This is a genomic window from Streptomyces sp. NPDC014882, from assembly GCF_043081325.1.
In the GTDB taxonomy this organism is placed as follows: Bacteria; Actinomycetota; Actinomycetes; order Streptomycetales; family Streptomycetaceae; genus Streptomyces.
In genome coordinates this window covers 63,986-74,924 of sequence record NZ_JBIBWL010000016.1, presented here as the reverse complement: position 1 = coordinate 74,924, position 10,939 = coordinate 63,986, and the positions used below count along the sequence as shown (strand labels likewise).

The 10,939-nt window shown below is 72.6% G+C and carries 10 protein-coding genes and 1 pseudogene; 3 read left to right on the top strand and 8 right to left on the bottom strand.

Features of this window, described 5'->3' with window-relative positions; translation table 11 throughout:
• The first annotated feature begins 215 nt into the window (after positions 1–215).
• The 3 genes from ACF09K_RS29265 (at position 216) to ACF09K_RS29255 (ending at position 2,603) form a co-directional block, all read left to right on the top strand.
• The gene (locus ACF09K_RS29265) at positions 216–785 is read left to right on the top strand and encodes a SigE family RNA polymerase sigma factor (RefSeq protein WP_392248297.1); all 570 of its coding nucleotides are present in this window, start codon (positions 216–218) and stop codon (positions 783–785) included.
• Positions 782–1,663 carry a hypothetical protein gene (locus ACF09K_RS29260; RefSeq protein WP_392248295.1) on the top strand — a complete coding sequence of 294 codons (882 nt, stop codon included), beginning with the start codon at positions 782–784 and terminating at the stop codon, positions 1,661–1,663. The genes ACF09K_RS29265 and ACF09K_RS29260 overlap by 4 nt, the downstream gene beginning before the upstream one ends.
• A gap of 109 nt (positions 1,664–1,772) precedes the next feature.
• Complete coding sequence (locus tag ACF09K_RS29255; RefSeq protein WP_392248293.1) at positions 1,773–2,603, top strand: pectate lyase; 831 nt, start codon at positions 1,773–1,775, stop codon at positions 2,601–2,603.
• Positions 2,604–2,693: 90 nt separating this feature from the next.
• On the opposite strand, the gene ACF09K_RS29250 is transcribed toward ACF09K_RS29255, so the two are convergent.
• The 8 genes and pseudogenes from ACF09K_RS29250 to ACF09K_RS29215 form a co-directional block, all read right to left on the bottom strand.
• On the bottom strand, positions 2,694–3,848 hold the full coding sequence (locus tag ACF09K_RS29250; protein ID WP_392248291.1) for a right-handed parallel beta-helix repeat-containing protein: 1,155 nt from the start codon (positions 3,846–3,848) through the stop codon (positions 2,694–2,696).
• A 138-nt stretch (positions 3,849–3,986) separates the two neighbouring features.
• A pseudogene (locus ACF09K_RS29245) lies at positions 3,987–4,124 on the bottom strand (pectate lyase); the annotation flags it as partial.
• Positions 4,125–4,155: 31 nt separating this feature from the next.
• Complete coding sequence (locus ACF09K_RS29240; protein WP_392248289.1) at positions 4,156–5,211, bottom strand: pectinesterase family protein; 1,056 nt, start codon at positions 5,209–5,211, stop codon at positions 4,156–4,158.
• A gap of 1 nt (position 5,212) precedes the next feature.
• Positions 5,213–6,340 (bottom strand): pectinesterase family protein, encoded by a 1,128-nt coding sequence (locus ACF09K_RS29235; RefSeq protein ID WP_392248287.1) that lies wholly within the window; start codon positions 6,338–6,340, stop codon positions 5,213–5,215.
• A gap of 217 nt (positions 6,341–6,557) precedes the next feature.
• A complete protein-coding gene (locus tag ACF09K_RS29230) occupies positions 6,558–7,877 on the bottom strand; it encodes a polysaccharide lyase family 1 protein (protein ID WP_392248285.1) in 1,320 nt (439 codons plus the stop codon).
• A gap of 30 nt (positions 7,878–7,907) precedes the next feature.
• A complete protein-coding gene (locus tag ACF09K_RS29225; RefSeq protein ID WP_392248283.1) occupies positions 7,908–8,705 on the bottom strand; it encodes a rhamnogalacturonan acetylesterase in 798 nt (265 codons plus the stop codon).
• 223 nt (positions 8,706–8,928) lie between these two features.
• Positions 8,929–10,269, bottom strand: coding sequence for an ABC transporter substrate-binding protein (locus tag ACF09K_RS29220; RefSeq protein ID WP_392248281.1), 1,341 nt, complete (start codon positions 10,267–10,269; stop codon positions 8,929–8,931).
• 82 nt (positions 10,270–10,351) lie between these two features.
• Complete coding sequence (locus ACF09K_RS29215) at positions 10,352–10,888, bottom strand: hypothetical protein (protein ID WP_392248279.1); 537 nt, start codon at positions 10,886–10,888, stop codon at positions 10,352–10,354.
• Positions 10,889–10,939: the final 51 nt, after the last annotated feature.

Here is a 10,939-nt window from a genome sequence, read left to right as displayed (position 1 = left end):
TCGCCGGACCCCGTTCGGGTTTTCGACGTGTCACGGAATCCGGGTTCGGTCGGCCATACACTGTTCGAACCCCTGTACCGATCGAGCAGTTGACCACTGCTACGCTCCGGATCTCGTCCCGGCCACCTCCTCGGGACATCCCCATGTCATTCACATGACACGCACCGCATCCACCCCCGCCGGGGTGCAGATTCCGCACCGAGAAGAGGTCACTCGTGGGCACAGTCGTCGACGACGCCGCCTCCGTGGAGTTCCATGCCTTCTTCGAACGCCACCACGCCGAACTGGCCCGGCTCGCCCACCTGCTGACCGGCGAGGCGGACGCGGCCGACGACCTGGCGGCGGACGCGCTGCTCGCGCTCTGGCACCGCTGGGACCGGGTCCGCGCGGCCGATCACCCGGTGGCGTACGCGCGGGGTGTCGTGGCCAACCTGGCCCGCACCCGGATCCGCAGCGCGGTCCGCGAGCGCCGCAGGATCGCCCTGTTCTGGTCGCAGCGCGAGGAGAAGACGGAGAATCCGGACGTCGCGGGCGTGGTGGACGTCCAGTCGGCGCTGCGTAGACTCCCGTTCCGCAAACGGGCCTGCGTGGTGCTCCGGCACGCCTTCGACCTCTCGGAGAAGGACACCGCGCTCGCCCTGGGCGTCTCGGTGGGTACGGTGAAGAGCCAGACCTCGAAGGGGATGGCCGAGTTGCAGAGGCTGCTCGGCGCCACGGGGGGTCCGCGGAAGGTGCCCGCCGTGATGGCGGCGCGCACGGGTGAGGCCGGAGGAAGAAACCGATGACGACGCAGCGGGACGGGCACGGCGAGCTGCGCGCCCGGCTGCACGAGGCGGCCGGGGCGTACGAGCCGAACCGCGAGCGGATCCTCGCCCGGATCGAACGCGGCATGGTGGAGCAGGAACGGCCCGGCGGTCACCGGGCGACCCGGCCGGCCCTGTGGGGCTGGGCACGGATCGTGAGCGCCACCGCCGCGGTCGCGGGCATGCTCGCGGTCGGCGGCTACGCGGTGGCGTCCGCGGTGAAGGACGATCCGCCGCGGCCGCAGACGGTCGCCGTCCCGTCGCCGCCGGTGGAGTCCCCGGACGCGACGAGCCGCCCGCCGGCCCCGCCGGAGCCGACGCCCGGTCAGGGCGGGGGCGGCGGGCGGGACGAGCCCGAGCCGAGCGGTTCCCCGTCGAGGCCGGCGTCGGCGACGCCCTCCGCGTCCGCTCCGGACCTGCTGCCGGCCGTCGACGACACCGAGGACGGCCCGCTGTGGTCGGACGGCTCGGTGGACCCGCACAGCAACGACTTCTGGGCGCAGAGCAACGTGACGTTCAAGACCTCGGAGCCGCTCACCGCGCTGACCGTGCAGCTGAAGGTCGCCCAGACCGGCGGGGTGTCCTCGGCGGGTGCCTGGCGCTCGCCGCCCGAGGGCGACTTCACGTTCACGGCCGAGGAGAGGGACGGCTTCCTCGTCTACACCTGGGTGCTCAAGGAGGGCCGTACGGTGCCCGAGGGCGAGTGGGTGTTCGCCGGGCAGTACGACCACGACCGCGGCGGCCGGGACGCCAAGGACGACAGCTACGTGGTGTCCGGCACGGCCGACGGCCGGCAGGCCGTCGTGGGCGGGGACTTCGCCGCCCGCGACGCCGACGACGGGGACGACGGGGACTCGTAGCGGCCGGGGAGAACATCCGGGGAAAAACTTTTCGGCGGGGCGGCAACCCTTTCCTCACCGGTGACGACCACAAGGCGCAAGAGTCACCACCCACTTGAGGAACCGGTACATGACTGCACCAGCACAGCCCCGCGTCCGGCACCGCCGCAAGGTCACCAAGCGGCGGGCGCTGATCGCCGGCTCCGCCGCCTTCGCGATCTCGGGCGCGGCGGTCGTCACCACGACGATGCTCTCGTCCGCGGGCGCGGCGACGGCCTGGCCGACCGCCACCGGCAGCAAGTCCGTCTCGTCGACGATCAAGGTGTCGGGGACCTACGACGGCAAGCTGACGAAGTTCGTCGGCTCCGGCGCCCTGGGCGGCAGCGGCCAGGACGAGGGCCAGGACCCGATCTTCGAGCTCGCCGACGGTGCCGTCCTGAAGAACGTGATCATCGGCACCCCGGCCGCCGACGGCGTCCACTGCAAGGGCTCCTGCACGCTCCAGAACGTGTGGTGGCTGGACGTCGGCGAGGACGCCGCCAGCTTCAAGGGCAAGTCCGCCTCGTCGGTGTACAAGGTCGTCGGCGGCGGCGCGAAGAACGCCGCCGACAAGGTGCTCCAGTTCAACGGCGCCGGCACGCTGACCGTGTCCGGCTTCCGGGTGGAGAACTCCGGCAAGCTGGTCCGCTCGTGCGGCAACTGCAAGACGCAGTACAAGCGCACGGTCGTGCTGAGCGACATCGACGTCGTGGCGCCCCTGAAGGCCGTCGTCGGCGTCAACGCCAACTACGGCGACACCGCGACCCTGTCGAAGATCCGCATCCAGGGCGACACCAAGAAGAAGACGAAGACCTGCGTCCGCTTCCAGGGCAACAACACCGGCAAGGAGCCCACCGAGCTGGGCACCGGCGCCGACGGCAAGACCTGCAAGTTCTCGTCGTCCGACATCACCTACAAGTAGGCCCCTCGGCCCGCCGGTCCGAGCCCCTCTCGGGCCGGCGCGGGAACGCCCCCGCCGGCGGTCACCGGCGGGGGCGTTCGGCTGCCCGGGTCAGTCCATGGTGGCGCCGATCGTGGTGGACCCGGTGGTCAGGAACGTCGTGGCCGGCAGTGACCCGTCCGCCGCGCGGGCGCCGTACGCCGTCGTCGCGTCCGTCGACCGGAACGCCGGGGTGCCGACGCCGGCGTCCCAGTTGTTCGCGGCGCTCACCGTGGCGGGGCCCGGTTTCGCGGGGCCGCCCTGGTCGGCCACGGCGAGGTTGCGGGCGAGGCGGGCCTTGCCGGTGGCGAAGGAGAAGCCGGCCTGCGCGTTGGCGTACGCGGTGTTGCGGTTCAGGGCGATCGCACCGGGGTTGGAGTTCTCGGTGAACCCGTTGAGGGCGTTGTCCCAGGCCGCGTTGCCGTTCACGACGTGCGCCACGACGACGCCTCCGCCGCCCAGCTCGAACCCGTTGCCGTTGCCCCCGAAGGCGGTGTCGCCCCACCGGTTCCTGCCGTTGCCGAAGGCCCACGAGTGCTCGACGGTGACCGCCGTGGAGAACTGCCACAGGTCGAGGCCGTCGTCGGAGTTGTCGTAGAGGCGGGCGCCCGTGATCCTGTTGCCCGTCCCGGAGCCGAACTTCACGGCGATGCCGTCCGCGTTCTGCCCGTGTCCGGCCGGGTCGTAGTTGCCGTGGCTGTCGAGGTTCTGCACGAGGTTGCCGACCGTGCCGTCGCCGCGCAGGGTGAAGCCGGTGTCGCCGTTGCCGGCGGTGACCAGGTTCCTGAAGACGCCTCCGGTGGAGGAGGTCACGACGAGGCCCTGCGCCGGGGACTTCTGGAAGGTCAGGTTCTGCACGGTCCAGTAGCTGCCGTGGATCCCGGCGAGCCAGGAACCGGCCGGGAGCTTCGAGCCGTCGATCTTGGCCTTCTCCGTGCCGTACGCCCGGAGGGTGATCCGGTTCGACGGGGTGCCGCTCGCCGTGGACTTCAGGGTGGCGGTCGGGTGATAGGTGCCGCCGCGGACCTGGATGACGGTGCCGGCGGCGGCGTTCTTCACGGCCGCTTCCAGTTGCGCGGTGGTCGACACGGTGACCGTGGTCGTCGCGGCCCGGGCGCCGTCGTTCGTCAGGCCGAGGCAGACGCCGCCCGCCCCCGAGGCGACGGCCACCGCGGCGGCGATCGAGAGGGTGCGCGTCCTGCGGTGGCGTCCGGTGCTCAAACGCACGGGGCGTTCCTTTCCTGAGGGGGACGGAGACGGGACGGGCCGGAGGGGCCGCCCCGTCCCGTCTCCTCACACCAGTCGCCGCCGTGGCCGGAAAGGGTTGCCGGACCGCGCGAAAAGATGTCGGAACTGTCGCCGCGGTCAGTCCATGGTCGCCCCGATGGTGGTGCTGCCCGTGGTCAGGAAGGTGGTCACGGGCAGTGCGCCGCCGGACCGGCGGGCGCCGTACGTGCTGGAGGCGTCCGTGGAGCGGAAGGCGGGGGTGGCGATGCCGGAGTTCCCGACCACGAACGTCCGCCGGCCCACCGGTTCACGGACGCTCATACGGCCTCCAGTCCCCCAGGTAGGTGCGCCGGGTGTGGACCGCCGCCTCCGCGGGGGTCAGCTGCGGCCGCTCCTGCGGTGCGGAGATCACCGCGCCGGGTCCCGCGTTGCCGTGCTCGCGGAAGCGCATGGTCTGCCAGGGGTGGGCCTCGCGCATGTTCGTGTACGGGGCGGCCGCGTCGATGCCGGGGCCGATCCAGGAGTCCCGTACGACGAGGGAGGGCCAGGCGGTCGTCTCGTACGACGGCACCCAGGGCCGGGCCAGTTTGTAGGCCGCGTCCTCGGCACCGGAGGTGACGCGGCAGCGGGCGGCGAGGAAGCCGTAGGGGTTGGCGCGGGCGGTGGCCGGGGCGAAGACCATGCCCTTCGGGGTGAAGGCGACGTCCCGTTGGAGGGTGTGGAAGCGGCAGGTGTCGAAGACGGCGCGGGCCCGTCCGAAGACGAAGTCGACGTCGCCCTCGATGTGGCAGCGGTGGTAGTACTGCCGGTCGAAGGCGTCCAGGGCGGTGGTGTCCGCGAAGAGGGTGTCCTGGTGGGCGAGGAAGCGCACGTTGTCGAAGTGGGAGCGGTCGCCGGTGACGTACGCCGCGACCGCCTGCGTGCCGGTGACGTCGGGGTGGTCGGCGCGCAGCCAGTCGTTGGCGAGGGTGAGGTCGCGGACGGTGAGGCCGGGGGCGGCGGAGCTGAAGGTGGCGGAGCCGGCGGTGCCGTGGGTGGTGCCGTCGGGCCTCTTCGTGCCGTTCGCGTTGTCGTGCACGAGGACGGCGGCGCGCGGGTCGCGGGAGGCGCCGCGCAGGGTCAGCTCGGCCGCGCCGGCGGGGACGGTGACCACCTCGCGGTAGGTGCCGGGGTGCACGACGATCGTCCAGCCGGGCCCGGTGACGGCGTCCACCGCGGCCTGGACGGAGTCGCCGGGGCGGACGTGCAGGACACGGCGGCCCGCCGCGCCCGTGCCCGCTGCGAGGGCGGGGGCGGCCAGGCCGGCGGTGAGGCCCGCGGTGAGGCCCGCGGTGAGGCCCGTCAGCAGGGTGCGCCGGCGCATGTCAGCAGGTCTCCTTCCAGGGCGCCCAGTCCCCGAGGTGGGCCGACCGGGTCGCCGACGCGGCCTGTTCGGGGGTGAGCTGGGGCCGGTTCCCGGGGACGGTGACGACCGCGCCGGGCCCGGAGTTGCGGTACTCGGCGAACCGCTGGTCCTGCCAGGGGAAGGAGGCCGACATGTTCGCGTAGGGCGCGACCGCGTCGATGCCGGGGCCGAGGTGGGTGTCGCGGACGGTGAGCATGGGGCGGGCGGTGGTGTCGGAGCTGGGCACCCAGGGGCGGGCCAGTTTGTAGAAGGCGTCCGGGGCCTCGCTCGTGACCCGGCTGCCGGTCACCAGGTAGCCGTGCGGGTTGGCGCCGGCCGTGGAGGGGGCGAAGACGAAGCCGTAGGGGGCGGCGGCGAGGTCCGTGCGGTTCAGGGTGCGGAAGTGGCAGTGCTCGAAGACGGCGGTGGCCCGGCCGAAGACGAAGTCGACGTCCCCCTCGGCGTAGCAGTGGGAGAAGTACTGCCGGGCGAAGGTGCCGAGGGCGGTCGAGTCGGCGTAGAGGGTGTCCTGGTGGCCGAGGAAGCGGCAGTGGTGGAAGGCGGAGCGGTCGCCCTGGACCTTGATCGCGACGGCCTGGGTGCCGGAGACGCCGGGGTGGTCGGCGCGCAGCCAGTCGTTGGCGAAGGTGATCCAGCGGGCGGTGAAGCCGTCGGCCTGCACGGTCGTGGTGGCCGAGCCGGTGGTGCCGTGGGTGCCGCCGCCGGGCTTGGGGGTGCCGGCCGCGTTGTCGTACACGATCACGACGTCGCGGGGGTTCTCCGAGGCGCCGATCCAGGTCGCCCCGGCGCGGGTGGTGTCGACCGCGACGGTCTCCCGGTAGGTGCCGGGGGCGATGACGAGGGTGCGGCCGGTTCCGGTGGCGGCGGCCACGGCGTCCCGGACCGAGGTGTGGTCACCGCGCCCGCGCGCGTCGACGTACAGGGTTCCCGGGGTGAGGCGGGCGGACGGCGAGCCGAAGCGGCCGAACGGGCGGCGGGCGGCGGCCCGGGCGGGGCCCGCCGCCAGGCCGAGGGCGGCGCCCGCACCGGCGCTCGCCAGGAGGAAACCCCTGCGGGACAGGGGGAGCTGGACGTGGTGCGAGGGCATGCGGGTGCTCCTTCGGGGTGCGGCTCGTGGGGTGCGTGCCGCTCGTGGGGCGCGGATCTCGGATGTGGGGGGGGGCGGGAGTGGGGGCCGGGGCGGCTGGTCCCCGGCCCGCACGGTGCGTCGCGGTGCTGCGCCGCGTGGTGCTGTGCGTCGCGGTGCTGCGCGGTGCCGCGCTGTGTGGTGCCGCGCTGTGTGGTGCGCTGTGGTGGAGTGCGGGTCAGCAGATCTTTCCGGCGCCGGCCCGGCCGGCGACGATGCCGGGGACGGCCCTCGCGGGGTCGACCCGGGTGCGCAGGGTGGGCGTCCAGCCCGCGCCGGACCGGAGGGTCTCGGCGGGGATCTCGGCGTTGTGCACGGCGATCAGGTCGACGGGCCTGCCGTTGACGTAGTTGCCGTCGGCGGTGACCGGCGCCTCGCTCCACTTCTTCAGCGCCTTCGCCGCGCTGACGCCGGCGGGCAGCGTGAACGCGTTGTGCTGGGCGACGAGCTGGGACTCCTTGCCGATGCCGAAGCTGTAGGAGTAGGAGGCGTCGGCGACGAAGTGGTTGTTGTAGGAGTCGACCTGTCCGAAGCGGACGCGGGGCGCGCGCTCGACGAGCTTCGAGAACAGGTTGTGGTGGAAGGTGACCTTCAGCTTGCCCCGGTCGCCCACGGCGGTGGACTCGCTGTCGCTGTTGCCGATGAGGATCGTCTTGTCGTGCTCGGTGAAGACGTTCCAGGAGGCGGTGACGTGGTTCGAGCCGCGCACGATGTCCAGTTCGCCGTCGTGCTGCTGGTAGAGCATGCCGAAGTGGGTCGGCGCGGCGCTGTCGGGGTGGGAGCCGTCGGTGAAGGTGTTGTGGTCCAGCCACACGTGGGTGGACCCGTAGACGACGGCGGTGTCGTACTCGGAGTTCCAGTTGCCCTTCGAGCCGTCGGTGGGGTCCCACTGCGGGAAGCAGTCGACGGGGCTCTCGAGGGCGAGGTTGCGGACGATCACGTTGTCGACGGCCTTGATCTGGAGGCTGGCGCCCTTGATGCCCGCGTTCCTCCCCACGCCGATGATGGTGGTGTCGGAGGGGACGTTCACCTTGATCGCCGTGTCCTGGGCGGCGGCGGAGGCGCGCCGCAGGCCCTCGGGGCTGTCCGCGGGCTCGGCGCTCAGGTCGGTGTCGAGACCCCACACCTCGGGCGCGTAGGCGGCGAGGTAGGCGTCGAAGTCGTAGCCGGGCGCGGCGAAGGCGTCGCACCCTTCCGAGACGGCGTCGATCGTGCCCTTGACCTTGATGATCCTCGGTGCGGTGCCGCCGGCCTCCAGGGCGGCCCTGAACTCCGCCCAGGTGGTGACGGTGTGGACGTGCTCGGCGTCGGCGGCGGCGCCGCCGGTGGTGCCGGTTCCGTAGGACGCCCAGCCGTCGCCGGCCGGCAGGGTCTGCCGGGCGGCGTCACGGGCGGAGTGGGCCTGGGCGGGGGTGCCGGTGACCGTCAGGGCGAGGGCGGTGCAGCCGACCACGACGGCGGTCTTTGTGGCATGCCCATGCCATGTCTGTGCGTTCACTGTGCGGCTCTCTTTCGCGAAGGGGAGGGGTTACGCGGTGGTGGCCGGGGTCCAGGTGATCCACGACTCCGGGATCTCGTCGTCGAGCCGGCGCACGTCGCGCGCCGTCAGCACCCGGCGGCGCAGCAGCTCGGCGGCGACGAGCCGGGCCACGGCGATCGCGCCGGGCGGATCGAAGTGCGTGTTGTCCTGCTCGGTGGCGGTCCAGTTGAAGTACCTCTTGGTCTCCTCGGGCCCGAGCTTCTGCCACAGCGCGAGCGACAGGGCCTGGAGGTCGAGGAGGGCGACGTCCTCCGCCGCGGCGAGGGCGCGCATCGCCGCGGGGTACTCGCCGTGCGTGGGCAGGGCGTTGCCGTCGGCGTCGAAGCGGCGGCGCTCCACGGGCGTCGCCAGCACGGGCCGCGCCCCGCGGGAGCGCGCCCCGTCGACGTACAGCCGCAGGTGATCCTGGTACGTCGTCCAGGGCTCGGTGTAGCGGGCCGGGTCGGCGGTCTTCTCGTCGTTGTGCGCGAACTGGATCAGGAGGAAGTCCCCCGGCCGGATCGACGCGAGGACGGCGTCCAGCCGGCCCTCGTCGACGAAGCTCTTGGAACTGCGGCCGTTCACCGCGTGGTTGGCGACCGGCCGGTCCTTGTGCAGGAAGAACGGCAGTGCCATGCCCCAGCCGGTCTCGGGCGCCGCGTCGGCGGACTTCCGGGCGGCGGTGGAGTCACCGGCGAGGTAGAGGGTGCGGGGCCGTCCCGCGGCCCGGGCGGTGCCGGTGGCCGCGACGGCGAGGGGGACGGCGGCGAGGGCCGCCGAGGTGACCTGTCTGCGGGTGAGGGACACGGGGTGCGCCTTTCGCACAGGGGTTTCTCACGGGGAGGGGCCCGTGCCCCTGCCGGGGCACGGGGCGGTGCACGGGTGCGGTTCCGCCGCGGAGGTCACGGCCGGCCCCGGCACGGGGATCGCGGCCGGTCCCGGCGCCGGGAGCACGGCCGGCTCCGCCGCGGGGATCGCGGCCGGCCCCGGCGGGACGCCGCGGCCGGCCGCCGTGCGACGGGGAGAAGGCCTAGCCCTTCTGTTCCTTCCACTCCGCCTGCGCCGTGTTCAGCTGCTCGGCGAGGGTGTCCAGGAACTTCTTGGCGGTGAGCTTGCCGAGCAGGACCTTCTGGAAGTTGGGCTCGTTGTCGGACTTGGAGATGGTGCCCCAGTCCGGCAGGTAGTAGGGCAGCTGCACGATCGTCGTGGTCCCGTCCGACAGCGCCTGCGCGGCCAGCTTGGTCGGCTCGGCCTTGTCGATCCACGCGTCCTTCGCCGCCCCGGTGTTCGACGGCACCTGGCCCGCCGACTCGTTGAACTTCGAGTTCTCCGCCTTCGAGGTGGCGAACTCGATGAACTTCCAGGCGGCGTCCTTGTTCTTCGAGCTCTTGAACATGCCGATGCCGTCGACCGGGTTGGACACCTGGACCCGCTTGCCGGAGGCGCCGACCGGCTGCGGGATGCCCCGGAACTTGTCGGTGCCGAACGCCTTCACGTGGTCCTGGTACGAGCCCAGGTTGTGGTTCAGCATGCCGATGGTGCCCGAGTCCCACTGGGCGACCATCTTGGTGAAGTCGTTGTTGAGGTCGGCGGCCGGGGTGACCTTCTTGTAGAGGGCCGCGTACTTCTCCAGCGCCTCGACGTTCTTCGGGTCGTTGACGGTGGTCCTGTCACCGTTCCAGAACGAGGTGATCCCGCTCTGCCCGTACATCGCGTCCAGCGCCTGGGCGATGGACCCGGCGCCACCGCGGATGGTGTAGCCGAACTGGTTCTTGCCGGTGTTCGTCAGCTTCTCCGCCGCCGTGTAGAACGCGTCCCAGGTGGTCGGCTCGGCCAGCCCCGCCGCCTTGAACAGGTCGGTGCGGTAGTAGAGGACGCCGTTGTTGGCGGAGGTCGGGATCGAGTAGAGCGCGTCGCCGCCGCCGGCGGACTTCAGCGACTCGACCATGGACTTGTTGAGCTCACCGTTCAGGGGCGACTTGGCGAGGCGGCCGTCCAGCGGCTCCAGGGCGTCCTGCGCCGCGATCGACGCCGCCATCGACGCCGTGATGCCGCCGACGTCCGGCAGGCCGCCGCCCTGGATGGCGGTGTCGACCTTGGACTGGTACTCGGTGGAGGCGATGCCGACGTACTCGACGTCGATGTCGGGGTTGGCCTTCTCGAAGTCGGCGATGACCTGCTTCCAGATGTCGGTGCGGACACCGCCGTTGTTGTCCCAGAAGACGATCTTGCCCTTGCCGCTGCCGTCGGCCCCCTCGTCCCCGCCGGCGCCGCTGCCGTCGTCACCGCAGGCGGTGGCGGTCAGGGCGAGCGCGGCCCCCAGGGCTACGGCCGTGGCGGCGCGCCTGCTTCTGTGGATGCTGATCTTCATTGGTCGGCTCTCTTCTTCTTCTCTTCTGGATCCAACGGGCTGTGCGGGCATGTGCTGTGCGGGCTCGTGGGGGCGTGCGGGGTCAGCGGCGGGCGTGGGGAGCCCGGTTGCCGGTGTCCCTGAGGTGATCGGCGTCGCCCTCGACGCGGGAGTCGCGGATGCGGACCCCGCCGGTCACGTCCGGCCGGAGGCCGCCGGTGACCGGGGTGTCCCGGCCGGCCGGGAGGGCGGTGTCCTGGAGGACGGCCCGGTCGCCGGTCGTCCCCACCGCCGGTGCCCGGCCGGCGTCCGGCTCGTGCGCGGCCTCGTCGAGGCCGTCGCCGAGGACGAGGGGGCGGGCGGTGACGCCGTGGGCCGCGGTCCGGACCGCGGCGCTGCCGACCGGACTCCCGTACGCCACAGGCGTGTCGTAGACGATGACGGTGCCGGAGCGGCCCTGTCCAGTCCCCTGCGGCAAGATGTTCGGCTCGCCCGTGGCGGGAGCGGCGGACGCCACGGGCACGGCGGGCCCCACGGGGAAGACCGGCGCGGAGGGGCCCTCGCCGACCGCGCCGAGGACCGGCGCGGCGGCCGGGACGGCGGCGGGTCTCGACGAGCGCTTGCTGGGGAAGTGCGTCATTGCGGCTCCCGACAGACTGACCGTTGCGATGGGATGCGATGGGGTGCGGTG